Below are 17467 nucleotides of genomic sequence, written 5' to 3' on the forward strand. Positions count from 1 at the left end.
AGATCAATCGCAATTAACTAACATGTGTTGCTTCTTCTATTGTGTATTGAATAAAATCTGCAGTACGTTCCACTTTTTTTACCGCATCATTAAATGTTTTTCCTACTTCTTCCATGATAGATAGAGCAATTTCATTTTTCATTGCAAGTAATTCATCTACCCAACTATATAGATATTCACCACGAGCGCGTACAGAAAGTTGTGCTCATTCTTTTTGCGCCTTTTATTGCTTTATCTACTTCTTCCTGAGTAATAGCTAGAACACGGCCAATTTCCTCATGTAAATAAGGTGACAAAATACTTATACTTTCACGCCATTCTCCATTTATGTAAAATTGATAATGTTTAGCCATGATGTCTCCTCCGATAATCCGATGTTTTACTATTATTTACTTGTTTTCAGTTGTCATACTTATAACTCCATCATTAATCTTTCAATATGTTTTTTATTGAATAAGTAAAAAACACCAAACCCTGATATTAGTTACTATCAGGGTTTGGTGTTTTCTTTTTAAAGTTCATTCACATTTCACTTCAAACCGTTCATGCAATATAAAAATTTTTAACTTCATAAATCCCATCTATAAATCCAATAAAACCACCGATAGTAAATAAGACAGCTGGAATTACAGATGCACTTGCAGTTATTAAACTATACACCCCAAAAACACATAAAATCAGGCAACTAATTAAACTAATCATTACTCTGATCCTTTTATTGATGAATATCCCCTCCAAAATAATCTATACCTTATATTCTTATAATTCTCGAATTATTCATAAATTCCTTTTGATTGCATTAAAATCATTTAAACAGGCAAGTTCTTATCGAATAATTGAAGTCATTTTCAGAAAAGGACTGGTAGCAGGAGAAAAAATGGAAAATGAACTAAGAAGTCAGATTCCTTTGTCTACAATGGCTGTGAATATCAAAGAAGATAACAATTATTATATGCTGGACTTCTACATGTTGATACGGTTTATTGTCCGATCATAGTACTAGAATATGTTATCAATACCCATATAATAATAAAAAGTGATACATATGGGTTAAATAAATTATGTATCACTTTTATATTTCTTATTCACAAACATACTCGTATTGTAAAAGGATGCTCTACAATTTGATGGAAGGCGACTGACAACCATAAGAGTATGCGAGACAAAGAAAACCACACTTTTCAAGGATTGGCCTACTCATTGGACTTGCATCAACAGTAAGGAAAGAATGCCCTATTTCAAATGCCTTTTTTGCGCGAGCAGCTAGCAGAGATGTATAGTATCCTTTTCCTCTATACTTAGGTAGCGTCGAACCTCCCCATAAGCTTGCAAACGAGGAGTTAGCCTCTATGTACATCCATGCGGCACTTACGAGCTTATCATCCTCATATATTCCATAAAGATATAAGGATTCAGGATGCTTCTGTTTATCCCTCCAAAGCCGTATCCCCAGCTCAGCATGTGATTCATTCCAGATTGCATCTTCTAGATCAACGATATCTTGAATGCCTTTTTCATCCGTTATTTCCTTTAAAGCGAAATGTTGATTGTTTTTTAGCAAGTGGTGATGATCATCTAGCTTCATCACCATAAGAGCTTCTGCTGCATCTACTCTAAAACCTTCTTGTTCAAGAATATCTTTCAAACTGTCAGGCTTATCATAGCTATACACTTTCCACTCAAAATCTTGCCCTAGGCTACTAAAATACTTTAGCTCCTGCTTTATGATTGTTCTTGCATTATCTTCATTTACATCAGATGCGACTATGAACCCTGTTTCTCCAAACTGTGAAATGTGTCGTACTACATGTTCTGTTTCCTCTCTTGTATAACTTTGTGTTTGAGCTTCTTGTCTAAGTTCTTTATGGAACAGTGATATCAGTTCATTTTTATTCATGGTCGTGCTCCTTTCTCTAACTATGTAAGATACTCTTCAGTCAAATGAACATCTAAATACCTAGCCATACCTGTTTTGAGCTTTTTAAAGCCACATTTTTTGTAGAATTCTTCATTTCCTGAAGTTGAAATCATATGAATACAGGAAATACTTTTTAATTGTACTAATAGCTCATCTACAATCATTTTCGCAATACCTTGGCCTTGGAAATCTGGGTGAACAATTACATCATAAATAGCTGCATTAAATACACCATCTGAAATAGCTCTTGCAAATCCGACGAGTTCGCCGTTAATAAATGCAAAGACAGTATGATTACTCGATGAAAATATTTGTTCAATAACTTTTTCGCTATGCTTTTTCCATCCAACAGATTGATAAATTTCTTTCATTCTAGCAATATTATTCATTTGAAAATCATCGCTAAGTGTAACCATCATGCTAACCCCCTTGTATATTTAAATGTATCGCATTATGAATATTAAATATTGCAGTAGAATAATTATAACAAATTTATCCATTTGAATATATTATTGAGTAATCTTTACAAAGAATTCATTTACGATAGGGTCCTTTTGAATACAAATATTGAGCTGTATGTGGATTGTAATGATGTCTTCTTCGATTTTTTTCGTAACCTTCATAGAAATGATATATAAAATATTTCCGATAAACACATTTATTTAATTATATCCAAAAATTGACTGGTAAATTTAATCAATGATACTATGAAAAAAATAGAGACAAGTTTCTTAAATCTAAATGGCAAACAAACTATTTACTCGAATTACATATTTATTAAAATACTTAAGCAAAGGAAGTAAATCAAATGATTGATAATAGTGATTTTCCTAATACAAAACTCGACATTAGCCGCAGTGATCTACATGCAGATTGTGAAAACTGCTTTGGTTTATGTTGTGTAGCGCTCCCCTTCGCAGCTTCAGTTGATTTTGCAATTGATAAAGTGGCAGGCAAAGCATGCTGCAATTTGCAATCGGATTTTCGATGTAGCATTCATAATAGTCTGAGACAAGAGGGATTTAAAGGTTGCACGGTTTTTGACTGCTTCGGTGCCGGACAAAAAGTTTCTCAAACTACATTTAAAGGAATTGACTGGCGCGAAAGTACACAAATAGCGAAGAAAATGTTTGATGTCTTCCCAACTATGCATCAACTTCATGAAATGATCTGGTATCTGACTGAAGCTCTGAATTTAAAGGAAGCAAGTCCAATACATAGAGAACTTAGCACTGCACTTCATGAAACGGAACGACTTAGCCAACTTAGTTCAGATGAACTTTTAAAGCTAGATGTTCCATCGCACCGAGCAGTAGTAAATGCTTTGCTTTTAAACACTAGTGAACTTATAAGGAGCAAAGTAATCTCCCCGCATATTGGCTCTAAAAAAAGAAAAACACTTGACCGTCGAGGAGCAGATTTGATGGGGACAAAGCTTAGAGGAGCGGACTTGAGAGGAGCTAATTTAAGAGGGGCATATCTTATTGGGGCAGACTTACAAGACGCAGACTTACGCATGGCTGACCTTATTGGAGCAGATTTCAGAGATACCGATCTAAGAGGAGCTAATCTAACTGGCAGTATCTTTCTCACACAAGTTCAAGTTAATGCTGCAAAAGGTGATGAACAAACAAAATTACCACATTTGCTTTCACGTCCAACACACTGGATTGTAAGTGAAAAGAGATAAAAAAACAAAGAGGTGTTTTGATTGAGTGAAATATATTTTGAAGTCCCAATACGATGTACAGGGATTGCGACCGTTTTATTAAAAAAGATGGAAGATGAATTTAAGGTGTTGCTCTTAAAAAGAAATTCTTCTGTTCTACGAAATGTTTGGTGTTATATTGGTGGTAGTATTGAAGAAGGTGAAAAGGCTTGGGAAGCTGCTTTCAGAGAAATCAAAGAAGAAACTGGTATAACAAAAGTATTATTATATACATCTAATAAATTCGATCAAATATATTCACCCCAAGAAAATTATATATATGTTGCCCCTGTATTTGTTGGGTTTGTGGAAGACCATCAAGATGTAAAATTAAATGATGAACATAGCGACTATCAATGGTTATCTTTTGAGGAAGCGATAGAAACTGTCTCATTACCTGGAAATGATGAAATTCTTAAGTCTATTGAAAAACATTTTGTACAGAGAAAACCTCCAAAGTTTTTACGTGTTGGAGATTAAAATTTCTTCTAATAGGGATCGTTAGTTGAAGAAAGGACATTACATATAATATATAATGTCCTTAAATTTATCTACCTTTTATATTGTTGTCTTGATAATATATCCTTTGGGATTATCTGTGCATTATTATCATTCACTCTTCAAATCCATTCCTACCTGTTTCAAAAATATAGACATCATGTCTATCGGCTGTATATTAAATGCTCTGTACCAATGGTCTTGAGAATCTCTAATTAGCTCTATGCTGACGGTCATGTCAATTGCAGATTTGGTGTATACATCAATTTTACCGCTTTTCTTATTAGAGGTGTTTTTTACCACCTCTAATAGTGATATGTTATACAAAATCTCATTTTTGAATTGTCTATTTAATTGTTTTTATGAAACTTTGCTAAAGTTAAAATAAAAGACCTAAATACTAAATTCATGGCTTCAATCATTGTTGTTTTTATTCAATATAAAAAGTATGATCATATTTGAAGTGACTGTTAAATAATGTATATTTAAAGATGGTGAGCATATTTAATGTAGTCCATACTTTAGTATTTGGTTTCTAATAACTTCGTTTCCAAATGTAAACCAAATTAATAGAATTAAAACTACAACACCCATTATAAAACTAAACCAAGCAAAGTATCTGTTCTCTTTATGTATTAGTGGATATAGAACGATTAACAATACGCCAAAAGCTAGAGTGACCACTACTGAAAGTTGGCCCGATAATGTTTCAAATACCAAATTTTTCCCTCCCTAAGCTAAATAGCATCTATTCCTCTTCTTGCCTTTTTTTCATTAGCTGAATCATCTCATCATTTTGCTCGATAATCCGATCCATTTGTTTTCTCATTTTAGTAAAGTCATATGAAAAAACAAGAAGTAAAACAAGTATAAAAAAACCCACTTTAAACTCGCCTCATTTCCATTATTATATTTAATATTTTAATATTTCCCTCTAAAAACAATTTTGGAGAGCATTGTATTGAAGTTGTTTACTAAACATAAAAACAAAACTTATATCTCGCAGGATGTACCTTCAATCTTTTTTCCGATCTACCACAATCGCGCCCGATTGCTAAACTGTATTAGAATTTGGTATTAGGTCTATTCAATTATGATTACTTCTCCATCCTTTAATGCTTTAAATAGAATTTTATTCTCGATCATAAATTCAATTGCTCGGTCCATATCGTTAGATTCTTTGTGTTCTGATTTATAATGTGGGGCAATTACGTAATCCAAAATGCATAAACCTTCCCATATAGCTTGATGTTCATTTCCGTAAGGTTTCTGCTCAGGTTCGTCTGCTAAGTGTATGCCTTTTAAAGTTGGTCCAAGAATACAACCACCTGCACTATATCCCCCATATAGAATATCTCTTTTTTCTCTATAATACTTTTTAATGATTTCATCGAAACCGCTTAATCTCATTGCTTGTGCAAGAACAAAAGTATTGCCACCTCTTACCCAAATGACATCGTATTGATCAAGCTTTTCTTTCAATCCTTCATGGTTATGGAAGTACATTTTCAAGTCTAAAATATCCACTGTGAAACCTATTCTTTGCAGTTCACTTACGTCCGCAACATCACTTTTATTTTTTCTTTCTAAATCAGTCGCAAAGTCTAATGCATTATTGATATATGCAACTTTTTTATTCCCATTTTCCGTTAATTCGATTAGTTTCCGTTCTTCATTTCCAATTTTAAAAGATGAAAGATAAAATTTCATATTGTCCCCCTTATTGTATATTTCAATTGCACACTTTTTAAGCTTGCCTTTTCGGTTTAATTGCCCGTTTATTGAACACTACTCTTTTTTGATTACATAATTGTTCAAACCAACATGCAAATATGCCATGACATCAATCTCTCCAGTTGCCACCTTGTCCGTATCCTCGGCAACGCTAACCTTCAATCGCAACAGAATTCACAGAGAAACCAACTATTGAACCCCCGATGAAGTAGAAAGTCTCCATGTGGCACCCCAATATTCATCGTATTGAATATACCATTTTCCATTTATTTTTACTTCTAACCATGATAACGGCGGTGTAGATAATATCCTAGTTTTATAACCATTCATATCAAATACAATTTGTTGTGCAAGTGCATAAGAATCCGAATCACCTTTACGTTTGTAAAAGAAGTGGTATGCCGAGTATACGTCGTATGCATCATCCCATCTTAACATTGGTTGGTCATTTAAAAAATCTCTAGCTTTACTCTCAACCTCAGCGACTTTCACAATCTGGGAGTAAGGTATTTTATTATTTCTTAAATCTTCACCCCAATGCTCAGCGTCATCTAAAGCATCATAATAATCATCTCCACGAATATAATCAGGTGGTATTTTTACCCCGTTTTTAAAGTAGTCCACATATTGTTCGTGTTGCCAAAAACCAAAAACAAATTTTCTTTTGTAGTTCTTGAAGTAATTATTAACATAAGCCATTGTTTTATCATACTGGTATTGGTTATCAGAACCATACGTATGGCCTTGATATTTAGTCTTGATACGCGATGGGCTTATTGGTGTAGCCTGAGTGATGTCAATAGTCTTTGCACTTGTTGATATAGAAACTTTTGTGCCTGTAGCTTTGGCCACTAGATCATGTGGGATCATGAATACATCATTGATTGCTTGAGCACTTGTCGATAGCGTTATTTTCTTGCCGTTTACAGTAGCTACTTTAGATCCTTGTTTGATTGTAGAAGTTGTACCATTGCTTTTAATAGTTAACACTTTAGTTTTGCTATTAAAAGTAGTGGTTCCGCCTAATAGTCTTATAAAGCTTTTTGCAGGTAATATATGATTAGGGCCTATTCTAATAGAGCTATTATGAAGAGATACTGGTTTACCATTGATAGTCACCTTGTACTTAATTGTCGCAGCAACCATCGTGATATTGCTATGATTATCGGCAGCTGTGGTTTGTCTCGAATTAACCTCAACTGGATTTGTAAAACTAGCCACTAATAACACTCCGCTAAGTAATACAGAACTTAATACCTTACTTGGACCATTCATATTATTCACTCCCCTTTCTGTTACATATTGTTTATTATAGGGCAGTAAAGGGTGATATAGATATAATTTCCACCTTTTATACAAAAGTATCCAAATCATTTATCTCCATTACACCACTACGATTATTGTCTAAAAACCTAACATTTACTTTGGATTCCCCATATCTCCTGTCACTGCCACTTTTTTTAAAACTTAATACCGGTACTTTCCTATCACGATGCTTTAGTTTTTGCTTGTTTAACGGCTTACAACCAAAATACAACCAACTACTCTCGTATAGTCTGAAACTTTTTCACCATTGATATAACGCTTAACTTTAGCTTTAATAATCACATCATTATCATCTACATATGATTTTATAGAGCTTCCTCTCATGCTATCATTTTCTTTCGATTAATATTTTTTAATATTTTCCTTTTAGTGACAAAAATAATTTGTGTGCTCTTGGTCAAGTTCGTTCCCATTAGTTTAATCCCCAATATATAATTAAACTATTGTTGCCCTCGATTAAGATTCCTACTTATCAAGGGCTTTTTCATAGCTGAAAGACTCTAAATGGTTTCTTTATAGTTTCACACCCACCACAAGACCGTAAAAATACATAATGAGTGGACCTTTTGGAATCGGTGCAAAAATGTAAAAATGTAAGCAAGGGGATGAATACAGTGTTTAACGATTTTAAGCTAACGGAAGGCCGTCCTTTATATATTCAGCTTAAGGAATATTTAAAAAGAATGATCACCAACGGACATTTGCTTGAGCACCAAAAGCTTCCATCCACCCGTGAACTCAGCTCATTATTATCCATCAGCCGAAACACCGTTCTAACGGCTTATGCGGATTTGGAGCAAGATGGCCTGATCTATGCGGTAAAAGGAAAAGGAAACTTTGTAAATCAAGTAGAGACCTTCAAATCCCTATCTATCGAGTTGAATTGGATTGAAAAAATCAATGAGCAAACTTTTTTGGCAGAAAAATTGGACCTCATGAAGAATGGAGTGCGCTGGAATAAGGGAATGATCTCATTTACAAGTATCGCACCCGATGAAAAGCTATTTGATGTAGAAAATTTTAAAAAGGCCTTTTTAAATCGGATGTCCATTGAAGGAGACATTGTTCTTAACTATGGCTATGCAAAGGGCTATAAACCACTTATCGACTACCTGCTTCACTACATGGAGAATAAGGGGGTAGACATTAGAAACAAAGATATTTTAATTACCAATGGCTTCACGGAAGGTCTAGATCTTCTTTTATCCACTTTAAATAAAAAGAACGGCCGTCTTATTTGTGAAAATCCAACCCATCATTCTGCCCTTAAGCTCTTTCGATTACATGGCTTTGAAATCGATGGAATTGATATGGAGGATGACGGTGTCAATGTTAGGCAGCTAGAAAAATGCCTATCAAAGAATGAATATGATTTTGCCTATTTCATTCCGTCTTATCATAATCCAACTGGAATCGTAACATCCTCTGAAAAAAGGAAGAAAATCATGAATCTGTTTTCAACCTATCAGCTTCCTATTGTTGAAGATGGATTTAATGAAGAATTACGTTACTCGGGGTCACATCAGGCTCCATTGGCTGCCTTTTCTGGACTCGGCAATAATGTCATTTATATCAGTAGCTTTTCTAAGATTCTTTTTCCTGGTTTGCGAGTTGGATGGATTTTAGCAGACAAAGAGTTGATTTATTATTTGGAAAGTATGAAAAGAGCTCGGACAGTTCATACGTCAACTTTAGACCAAGCGGTGTTATATCAATATTTAAATGATGGCTATTTTGAGAAGTATATAAAAAAAGCGAAAGCAGTCTATAAGAAAAAATATGAACTAGCTGTCCATTATTGTGAGCAATATATTCCTTGTAAACGGATAACCGGTGACGGTGGACTCCACCTTTTTATAGAACTAGATAATAACATTGATTCACAAAAACTTTTAGAAACATGTTACCAAAAAGGAGTTGTTTTTTCGCCTGGGAATGTTTTTTACACGGACAGTAGTGGAAATCATACGTTACGATTAGGATTTTCTAGGCTAAACGAAAAAGAAATTATTCAGGGAATTAAAATCATAGGGGAAACCTTAAAAAATAATTTTGGAGGTTAAAAAAATGAGAGTTGGCGTCATTATGGGAGGGGTTTCCTCCGAGAAGCAAGTTTCACTTATGACAGGTGAAGAAATGATGGTTCATTTAGATAAAAATAAATATAAAGTTGTACCAATCCACATAGAGAAAAAAGAAGATTTAGTGGAAAATACAAGGAATCTTGACGTTGCGCTACTAGCGCTACATGGCAAATTCGGTGAGGACGGTACCATTCAAGGTACCCTTGAAACCATGGGAGTTCCCTATACAGGGAGCAGTGTCCTGTCCAGCAGCTTATGCATGGATAAGAATATTTCAAAAAAAATCATCAGGTATGAAGGGGTGCAAACACCGGATTGGATTCACCTTATGAACACGGAAGAACTTAATATGGATGAACTAGACAAAATGGGATTCCCAGTAGTTGTGAAACCTAATTCAGGTGGTTCGAGTGTAGGAGTAAAAATTGTTTATGACAAAGATACGGTAAAATCTGCGATTATTGAAGTATTCAAATGGGATTCCGAAGTGATAATCGAAAAGCTTATTACGGGCGAGGAAATCACTTGTTCGATATTGGATGGAAAGCTTTTACCGGTGATTTCCATTCGTCATCAGAGTGAATTTTTTGATTATACCTCGAAATATAATGATGTGGCTACCATTGAAGAGGTGGTCCAGCTCCCGCCAGAAACACATAATCGTGTCGCTTTTGCAGCGATTTCTAGCTATAAATTATTGAAATGTAGCGTTTATGCCCGAATAGACATGATGATTAAAAACGGGGTCCCATATGTGCTAGAAGTTAATACATTACCCGGCATGACGAAAAACAGTCTGCTGCCAAAAAGTGCACATTCAGCAGGTATCCCTTATCATCAGCTACTTGACTTGATTATTAAAAATTCACTTAAAGAAAGGAAAAATGGTGTCTAGGCCAATATGGGCTGAAATTAGACTTAGCAACATTAGTAGGAAATATTAAACCTTTTAAAAAGTTGATCCTTAGTATACTAAAAAGAATCCATTTTGATCAATCTTGTAAATGGATTCTTTTAATTTATCGTATAATGCAGGCAGTACATTCGATTACTTAAACAAGCTTATTTATAATCAACACTACCAAAGTATTTTTTACTTATTAAGTTTGTTATTTGTGGCGATAAGGTAGATCAGCTACAATAACAGGAACAATTTAGTATTATATTTCATTATCTTGTTACAGTTATATCTTTACTAGCACTCACATACTTTTCTGGAATATGCCAAGTCCATACATACAGTTTTGTACCTGTTTTCTGTTTTCCTATACTTGCTTTAAACTTGCCATTACTATCCGTTTTAACTTTTGCTATTCTATAACCTGTGTTTAAATTGTAAATAGAAACCCAAGTATTTTTCATAGATTTCCCGGTTATGTAATTATTTTTCGACGTAAATGTATTAACTTTTAGTGGCGCTTTTTTATAATCAGTTACAGTAATATACTTAACTGCTTTATTCCCTGCAAAGTCTGTGGCTGTCACTTTGTAACGACCATTTCTTTTAATAATCATATGACTATCAACGCCATCCCCAGCTTCTTCTGATGTATATGAAGAGTTATAAGAAGTTTGACGAGTCACTGTCTTTATACGAGACCCGTAATCAGTAATTCCAAAATTTAATTGGTAGTTACCTGTGCCTCGTTCTAAAGTAGGCTTTTGAACTTTAATTTTCGGCTTCGTCGTATCTACGTTACGAATTTCAATCACAATCCATTTATATCCATGATTTGGAGCAGATTCTTCATCTACTTCTTGATCAACAGGTAAAAATTCATACCGACCATTCTTAGTAAATTCAACCGTTATCTTATTAGATTTTATAATCTTTTTCGAATTTCCATCATAAACATAATGGTCTCCACCTTCATAATTAGATGTATCGATGGTGACTTTAACTGGTTTATTCGTAAGTTTTTTTGTACTAAAATTAATTGTTGTATTTGGAATAGTTTCATGGATGATAGGCTCATAGCTATTAGCAAAGCTAACATGAGAACCCACGGAAATTGTAACCATGAATACAATCATAGATAATACAAATTTCATTGAATTTTTCATATAGTTATTTATCCCACTTTCATTTTATAATCAACACTGTTAAATAGTAGCAATAATAAATTACTTTAACAAGCTATTTTTAGTTCCATTGTCCTGCTATTAGATAAAACAAAAAGAAGAGCAGTGCCAAATTAACGACTTCTGCTCTTTACAATAAAAAAGAGCAATAATAATAGAACAGGTTAGGCTTGTTCTCTCTTAGTTCAAATTTAGACCGAATGCTCTTGTTCCTTGCTTGTTTTTATAATTCCTCTCCTTGTCAAAGACTTCAAGGTCAGACAATGTTTTGGGGAGTGTTGTGTAAATAGTCATAAAAATGGACTAGGCTTGTATTGATTCAAATAGAATTGGAAGGTATATTTATAGGTGGAGAAAATAGGAAATACCCTATTCGAATTTATTATGCTAGGAGACTTCACAATAAAAAAAATAATCACACTTCTTGCTGGTTTATGTTTGGTAATACTTTTTACAAGTATAAACGCAACAGATGCTCAAGCTGCAAGTTATGACAAAGCTTATGCTAGTAAAAATTTAACCGTTAAATCCTCCCCTGGTACATCCTATAAAACTTTAGGGAAAATTAAAATCGGTAAGGTTGTTAAAGTCTATGGTGGTGTAGAAATCGGTAAAGATCAGTACGATTGGGAATCCTATCGGCAATATGGATGGTCTAAAATTAAGTATAAAAATAAAACAGCTTATGTCAAAACACATGAATTGAATTTTTCCAATCCCTATACATAGGCACCTGGTGTTAAAGATAGAGTTTACAAATCTTTGAAGAAGCAAGGTTATGTACCTAAAGGTGCCCCATCAAAGTTTAAAAAAAATTCTGCAACCGGTAGTCAAGGAACCTATGATTTCTTGGTGAAAGAAGACGGAAAGTGGTGGCGAGTAGTCTCTATTAATTGTAAGACAGGTTGGTATCACGGTTAATTTTATATTGTTAAAATTAATAGAGCAGTGTCAGAAACTTAGACCCCGCTCTTTTATAATTAATACTTACCCCCATTAATTGGTTGCTTTTCAACAACCCCGTTACGACAATCTGCTTAACCCACGTGCGTAATTTTTCATCATAGACTTCAATTTCAAAGTAAGTTAATAAAGAATCATCTACATAGCTCCATTGGAAATGCGTTGTGTTGCTGTCTTTATTGTAATATTGGAATACACCTAATGGATAATTCATGTGGACATTCTTCTGGATGAAAAATCTAATATTTATAAATATTTATATTAGTGTTAGAATACGGGCCCATTTCTTACATACGCGAAACACAAAGCAAGCGACGTCGCACATGGATTGCCTGCGATTACCTTCATGTAAAAAAGCAGTACCTATTATTGATTATTAACTCCACTAATTTTCCGGGATAAATTCTTTTATATCATCTGATAAAATACAAGCATCCCATGGGTACCAAAAATATGTATTGCCATCAAATTGCATGTCAAAGTTATAAGCAATGGGACCATCTGTGTAAAAAATCATTTCGTAAGTTATCGAATCTCTGTTATTGGTATTTGGGGCAAAATCTTTATCTTCCACACTGGTATTTAATATTTCAAGAAAATCTTCTATTCTCCCTTTATCTACTATTTCAGCTATCCGTTTATTATTTACTTGTGTGTAAATTTCTATTTTCTTAACTTCATCTAAAGGCATATGTTTAAAATGCCATTTATACTCTGTACTTTCGGTTGAATAAAAGAGTTGATAACCATTAATAGAATTCTCGCTCTTTACAGCTAATAAATCGTTGTTCCCTTTAATAGAATATATTTCTGTTCCCTTTTCATAGAAAGCTGCATCGCCATCTTTTGTTTTGTATGATGGATTGGTAACATTGTCTGCCAATTTGAAATTAACCGTACCGACTTTTTCGCCTATGTACTGATTATCTGCCAATACACCTGAATCAATGCTATTAAAATCCTGACCGTTCCATTTGATAAAATTCACCCACTCGATGATTGTTTGACCGCCTCCCAATAATGCTGATTGACAGCCTGCTAATACAATCAATATTAAACTGAGCATCATCCATTTCTTCATTACCTCACTCCTTACAGTTATTGAGGGAACACTTTCTCAAAAATGAATGAATAACCCTCTTAATTCTTGCTTTGAAGCACTAAAATCCAGAGAAGAAATCTATATTGCTAGGTGGGTAAATATCTCTCATAAATATAATAACGATCATAAAATAATGTGTATAATTATGGATAAAACGCCATTTCACTTATTCAAAGGAGGTGTAATTCGCACCTCTTTTGAATTCATCTTCTCAATTGGGTTATATTTTCGTTGATTTCATATAACCTTAACTGCTTCCTGAATTTTTTCCATTACATCTGATAAAGCTAATATTGAATTGGTTGTCTCAAATTCTCCGATATCCAAGGAATGATCTGCATATTGGACAATCTCTACCTCAAAATTTGTATTACTTAATTTTTCAATTTGTTCTAAATTGAAACGAGGATCTTTGTCTCCGATGATTAATAACCCTTGATGTTCGCTACTTATAATTGAATCAAAAATCAAATCTAAATTTATTAATGGAGTAAGTAAAATCATCTTTGAATTTAAGAATTCTTCTCTTTTCATAAGGTCAATAGCAATTGGAATTGTTCCAAGCGACTTTCCTAAAAAAATCGTTTCATTGTATTGACCATTTTTTAGAACATCTAACATTACAGTGTTTATATCATTCATCATTACTTTAGATATTTCCTCAAGCGTTTTTTTCAATATATGTTCACTATAGGAATAATGGATATGTACAATATCTATTTTATTTTGAAGCATCATCATTGTTGCATAATAAAATAGGGGCTTATCGTAATTGTATCCTGAACCTGAAAACATAAAGCAAATTGTTTTGGACCCCGTTTCAACATGTGTATAACTTATAGCGATGTCTTTCGTTTGTAAATTCTTTTTATTTCCTTTCATCGTTTTCCCCTCCGAATGTATTTGTTGTATGATCATTAGAGCCATAATATCTTTTGGTTCGAGGAAGGTCTAAGTTGTTATGCTATAGACTGAACGAAATCGGCTATCTGGAGTCGCTATAGGATGTTCGATTACCATTCGTTATGGAACATATATTTTAAGAAATGTGTGAGTTTCATATAAGTCTTTCAGGTAAAAATTTTCCAGTTTACGTTCCGTTATATACTTAAATTGGAAATAAAGCATGTTAAATTAACAAAAATAAAAGGTTCAAATCATATGCGATTTGAACTTAAAATTAATAGTTTCATTAGGTTTGTACTATTAAAGCGAATCCTATACAGAGAAGAGACGGTTCGGTTGTATTTATAAAAAGTGCAGCATGAACAGTACATGCTGTTTCCAATTATTTATTGTTCTTCAATGTCACATCAATAGGTAAATTAAGTTCTGCTTTATTTTTTGAGAAAAAGACGTTGACTCCATTTTCTAATTGAATATAATCTTGAACTTTTACTTTATTATTTATTTCGATAGTATCATCTGTCAGTGATACTCCCCAAATAATACTTTCACCATTTTCTAACTCATGATAGATCCATTCTACTGGATCGCCTTCGTGGTCCTTTCTCTTCCACACTTCATAGTTCATTTTGCCATTATAACTAAGTATTCCATCTTCAAAGTAAAAAATTTGAATTGTTTTACGGTATATATCCGAATAAAAAAAGGTTTTCCCATTTTTGATTGTAAGAGATTCAATTAGTTCATCACTTTCTATATATGTATCAAGTGCATCTGAAATCTTTTGAGCATAGTAATTATTATCAAAATTAATAGTAGGTTTTATTGAAAAAGTTAGTAACATTAAGATAATCATTATAAAAAAAAGTAAAATAATCGTCTTCTTAATCATGATTTTTAATCACCTTTCTTTACCTTCTCATATTGCTAATCTTTAAGTATGTACTAAAATGAATGCTATTTTATATTTATCAATAATAGGTGCAACTTATGCATTGTCATTAATAAATTTTCACTACTAAAAATATTGAAATCATCCAAAAAAAAGATGAGTGACCACAATCACTCATCTTTCTTGCTTCATATCAAATTTTATGAATCTTTTATATATATAAATTTAAAATTACATTCCCCAAATATCCGCTTTGTATCTTATATATATTAGTCCTTTATACTTTTCTATTCAACCGTCCAATTGATAAGTAATCCTGCGTGTGCCAAACCACCGCCGAATCCGTATAATAAGATCTTATCTCCGTTCTTAACTTTGCCTTCACGAACCCCTTGATCTAATGACAGTGGTATTGTTGCTGCTGAAGTATTACCAAACTCCACTAAGCTATATAATGTTTGCTCAATAGGAAAATCACTTTTCTCACATATTGATTCAATCATTCTTAAATTTGCACTGTGAGGAACAAACCAATCTACATCTTTTAATTCCATTGAAGCATTCTGCAATACCGTTTTCATTCCTTTAGGCACTGTTTTGACAGCCCACTTATATACTGCTCGCCCATTTTGAACAAATTTTCCATTGTCTACTATTTCCTCACCGTTCATCATGTTTGATAAATTCGAACAATATAAGCTCTTGCCACCCTCACCTTCAGAACCTATATGTGAAGAAATGAAACTTGGTTGTTGTTCATCATATTCCAAGAGCACTGCTCCAGCACCGTCTCCAAATAGGATACAAGTAGCTCTATCAGTATAATCTGTAATTCTAGATAAAGTCTCTGACCCAACCACCAAGACTTTTTTATTTAATCCTGATGTAATCATCCCATTAGCTACGTATAATCCGTACGTAAAACCAGAACAAGCTGTATTTAAATCAAAAGCACCTGTATTCTTTATGCCTAACTTCGCCTGCACTGCAGAAGCGACACTTGGTGTTTTGAAATCAGGAGTCATCGTACAAACGATGATCAAATCCACATCTTCTACAGATTTATCGTATCGTTCCATTAGATCTCGAACAGCCTGATAAGCTAAATCACTTGTAAACTCATCTTCTCGCGCCATTCTTCGCTCTTTAATTCCTGTACGTTGCATTATCCATTCATCATTTGTCTCAACAAGTTTTTCTAAATCTGTATTAGTTAATGTTCGTTCAGGTACATACGAACCGATAGCTGTTATTCTCGCTTTTGATTGAAACATAAAAAAACCTCCAAGTTATTTATCTTAATCATATTAACACTTATTTATAGTACCTGTTACTAAATATTATCAAATAAATATACTTTTAATGTTTTAATTTAATAGTTATCTCGTTTTTATTATCTAATACTAGCTGATATCAAAGGTTAATTAGTAAGAAGTATATTTGAAGACACTCCCGAGTTTCATCAAAAATGCAGAAAAGAATTCATTTGATATTAACGAATTCCTTTTAATTAGGCTATCTTAGAGGTATAGAGGTTACTTTTGAACAATCATTAATTCACAAATACATCATTTTCAATGATCATCTATTGGTAACGTATTTTTAATCACATCACTATATCTTGTACTTATTTCTTTTAAATCTTCTTTTCCTATTTCTAGTACATATCTAATTTTAATCTTGTCGTACTCTGCTTTAGTTTTTGTTTTCTTTAATTTCGTTTTACCACTTTCCCCCTTTTGAAAGGTGAAAACTGTAGCATTCTCTCTATACATCATGTCTGCTGTTTCAACAATTACTTGATTGCTCTCCATTGCCTTTCCTTTATAAAAATCAACATTTTCAACATCAAATGATTCATCTGAAATGATTTCTTCTTTTGCTGCTTCATTATTTACACAACCACCAAATACGAATGAAGATAAAACCAAAATAAATGCAAATCTTTTCTTGACCATTAATGTCTCCTTCCCTGCAATATGATTATTTAGTAGTCATATACACAAATTTGAGGTAATTATTCTAAATGAAATGTATTCGATAAATAAAACCATTCAATTAAAAAAACGATTATTACTGTTATATATATATTGCCCAAATGATACATCTAATAAAAAGGGAATATATAGTAAATCACTTTCAATAAGTTTGATCCTTTTTTCTGCCTAAGTTGCTATAAAAATTTGACTATTGATATTGTCTCTCGCTGCTTTAACATTTAAATTGTTGCTTTTAAAAACCTTCGTCTAAAGAA

Annotated in this window: 19 protein-coding genes and 1 pseudogene; 5 read left to right on the forward strand and 15 right to left on the reverse strand. The window is 33.1% G+C overall.

The window, feature by feature from the left end; translation table 11 throughout:
* Positions 1–19: 19 nt before the first annotated feature.
* From ACQKM9_RS04610 to ACQKM9_RS04625, 4 genes and pseudogenes are all read right to left on the reverse strand, one after another.
* Positions 20–353: pseudogene (locus tag ACQKM9_RS04610) on the reverse strand (aldehyde dehydrogenase family protein); the annotation flags it as partial.
* Between the two features lie 190 nt (positions 354–543).
* Complete coding sequence (locus tag ACQKM9_RS04615) at positions 544–702, reverse strand: hypothetical protein (protein WP_427733088.1); 159 nt, start codon at positions 700–702, stop codon at positions 544–546.
* 415 nt (positions 703–1117) lie between these two features.
* Complete coding sequence (locus ACQKM9_RS04620) at positions 1118–1897, reverse strand: GNAT family N-acetyltransferase (protein WP_427733090.1); 780 nt, start codon at positions 1895–1897, stop codon at positions 1118–1120.
* A gap of 20 nt (positions 1898–1917) precedes the next feature.
* A complete protein-coding gene (locus tag ACQKM9_RS04625) occupies positions 1918–2337 on the reverse strand; it encodes a GNAT family N-acetyltransferase (RefSeq protein ID WP_427733092.1) in 420 nt (139 codons plus the stop codon).
* A gap of 389 nt (positions 2338–2726) precedes the next feature.
* On the opposite strand from ACQKM9_RS04625, the gene ACQKM9_RS04630 reads away from it, so the two are divergent.
* Entirely contained in the window at positions 2727–3608 is an 882-nt protein-coding gene (locus tag ACQKM9_RS04630; RefSeq protein WP_427733094.1) for a pentapeptide repeat-containing protein, read from the forward strand.
* Between the two features lie 21 nt (positions 3609–3629).
* On the forward strand, positions 3630–4106 hold the full coding sequence (locus ACQKM9_RS04635; RefSeq protein WP_427733096.1) for an NUDIX hydrolase: 477 nt from the start codon (positions 3630–3632) through the stop codon (positions 4104–4106).
* Positions 4107–4628: 522 nt separating this feature from the next.
* On the opposite strand, the gene ACQKM9_RS04640 is transcribed toward ACQKM9_RS04635, so the two are convergent.
* The 4 genes from ACQKM9_RS04640 to ACQKM9_RS04655 form a co-directional block, all read right to left on the reverse strand.
* Positions 4629–4844 (reverse strand): hypothetical protein, encoded by a 216-nt coding sequence (locus ACQKM9_RS04640; RefSeq protein WP_427733098.1) that lies wholly within the window; start codon positions 4842–4844, stop codon positions 4629–4631.
* 28 nt (positions 4845–4872) lie between these two features.
* Entirely contained in the window at positions 4873–5007 is a 135-nt protein-coding gene (locus ACQKM9_RS04645; RefSeq protein ID WP_427733099.1) for a hypothetical protein, read from the reverse strand.
* A gap of 200 nt (positions 5008–5207) precedes the next feature.
* Positions 5208–5834 carry a Type 1 glutamine amidotransferase-like domain-containing protein gene (locus ACQKM9_RS04650; protein WP_427733101.1) on the reverse strand — a complete coding sequence of 209 codons (627 nt, stop codon included), beginning with the start codon at positions 5832–5834 and terminating at the stop codon, positions 5208–5210.
* 213 nt (positions 5835–6047) lie between these two features.
* Positions 6048–7133: a stalk domain-containing protein gene (locus tag ACQKM9_RS04655; protein ID WP_427733103.1), complete on the reverse strand. Its 1086-nt coding sequence runs from the start codon at positions 7131–7133 to the stop codon at positions 6048–6050.
* 665 nt (positions 7134–7798) lie between these two features.
* Here ACQKM9_RS04655 and ACQKM9_RS04660 point away from each other — a divergent pair.
* Positions 7799–9247 carry a PLP-dependent aminotransferase family protein gene (locus tag ACQKM9_RS04660; protein ID WP_427733105.1) on the forward strand — a complete coding sequence of 483 codons (1449 nt, stop codon included), beginning with the start codon at positions 7799–7801 and terminating at the stop codon, positions 9245–9247.
* A gap of 4 nt (positions 9248–9251) precedes the next feature.
* On the forward strand, positions 9252–10163 hold the full coding sequence (locus ACQKM9_RS04665) for a D-alanine--D-alanine ligase (protein ID WP_427733107.1): 912 nt from the start codon (positions 9252–9254) through the stop codon (positions 10161–10163).
* A gap of 275 nt (positions 10164–10438) precedes the next feature.
* On the opposite strand, the gene ACQKM9_RS04670 is transcribed toward ACQKM9_RS04665, so the two are convergent.
* Complete coding sequence (locus ACQKM9_RS04670) at positions 10439–11320, reverse strand: hypothetical protein (protein ID WP_427733109.1); 882 nt, start codon at positions 11318–11320, stop codon at positions 10439–10441.
* 378 nt (positions 11321–11698) lie between these two features.
* Here ACQKM9_RS04670 and ACQKM9_RS04675 point away from each other — a divergent pair, with 378 nt between their 5' ends.
* Positions 11699–12079: an SH3 domain-containing protein gene (locus tag ACQKM9_RS04675; RefSeq protein WP_427733111.1), complete on the forward strand. Its 381-nt coding sequence runs from the start codon at positions 11699–11701 to the stop codon at positions 12077–12079.
* A gap of 208 nt (positions 12080–12287) precedes the next feature.
* On the opposite strand, the gene ACQKM9_RS04680 is transcribed toward ACQKM9_RS04675, so the two are convergent.
* The 6 genes from ACQKM9_RS04680 to ACQKM9_RS04705 all read right to left on the reverse strand — a co-directional run bounded on the left by ACQKM9_RS04680 (position 12288) and on the right by ACQKM9_RS04705 (position 17171).
* Positions 12288–12527, reverse strand: coding sequence for a hypothetical protein (locus ACQKM9_RS04680; RefSeq protein WP_427733113.1), 240 nt, complete (start codon positions 12525–12527; stop codon positions 12288–12290).
* Positions 12528–12698: 171 nt separating this feature from the next.
* Positions 12699–13394 carry a hypothetical protein gene (locus tag ACQKM9_RS04685; protein ID WP_427733115.1) on the reverse strand — a complete coding sequence of 232 codons (696 nt, stop codon included), beginning with the start codon at positions 13392–13394 and terminating at the stop codon, positions 12699–12701.
* A 258-nt stretch (positions 13395–13652) separates the two neighbouring features.
* Positions 13653–14297: an alpha/beta hydrolase gene (locus ACQKM9_RS04690; RefSeq protein ID WP_427733117.1), complete on the reverse strand. Its 645-nt coding sequence runs from the start codon at positions 14295–14297 to the stop codon at positions 13653–13655.
* Positions 14298–14703: 406 nt separating this feature from the next.
* Complete coding sequence (locus ACQKM9_RS04695; protein ID WP_427733118.1) at positions 14704–15213, reverse strand: hypothetical protein; 510 nt, start codon at positions 15211–15213, stop codon at positions 14704–14706.
* 287 nt (positions 15214–15500) lie between these two features.
* Complete coding sequence (locus ACQKM9_RS04700; protein WP_427733120.1) at positions 15501–16487, reverse strand: ketoacyl-ACP synthase III; 987 nt, start codon at positions 16485–16487, stop codon at positions 15501–15503.
* A 300-nt stretch (positions 16488–16787) separates the two neighbouring features.
* Positions 16788–17171 carry a hypothetical protein gene (locus ACQKM9_RS04705; protein ID WP_427733122.1) on the reverse strand — a complete coding sequence of 128 codons (384 nt, stop codon included), beginning with the start codon at positions 17169–17171 and terminating at the stop codon, positions 16788–16790.
* Between the last annotated feature and the right edge of the window lie 296 nt (positions 17172–17467).

The sequence above is a fragment of the Viridibacillus sp. NPDC093762 genome (assembly GCF_050279675.1).
GTDB lineage: Bacteria > Bacillota > Bacilli > Bacillales_A > Planococcaceae > Viridibacillus.